Annotated in this window: 1 pseudogene; it reads right to left on the reverse strand. The window is 61.3% G+C overall.

The annotated features are described in order from the left end of the window. A pseudogene (locus B7449_RS18980) lies at positions 1 to 274 on the reverse strand (hypothetical protein); the annotation flags it as partial.

Raw genomic sequence — 274 nt, forward strand, 5'->3', positions numbered from 1 at the left:
CGGGTCTGATGTCCGAGACTTCATACAGGCTCATGACCGAAGCCCTGAGCGCACGCATATAGGCGCTGTTACGCGGCCCTTCCTTCCAGCCCCGACGCTTGAGGTAAACGTCCACGAAGTTCCGGCCATCATCCCAGTCCTGTCCGAGAAAATCCTCGAAGGCGCAGCCCCATAGCGTCATGGCGACGTCGGGGCTGATCATCTCCACCAGATCCTCGAAGGAGATGTCGCCCGCTTCCAGCGCCGGACCGATGTGATCGGCGAGCACTTCGCC

The sequence above is a fragment of the Komagataeibacter intermedius TF2 genome (genome assembly GCF_000964425.1).
Taxonomy (GTDB): domain Bacteria; phylum Pseudomonadota; class Alphaproteobacteria; order Acetobacterales; family Acetobacteraceae; genus Komagataeibacter; species Komagataeibacter intermedius.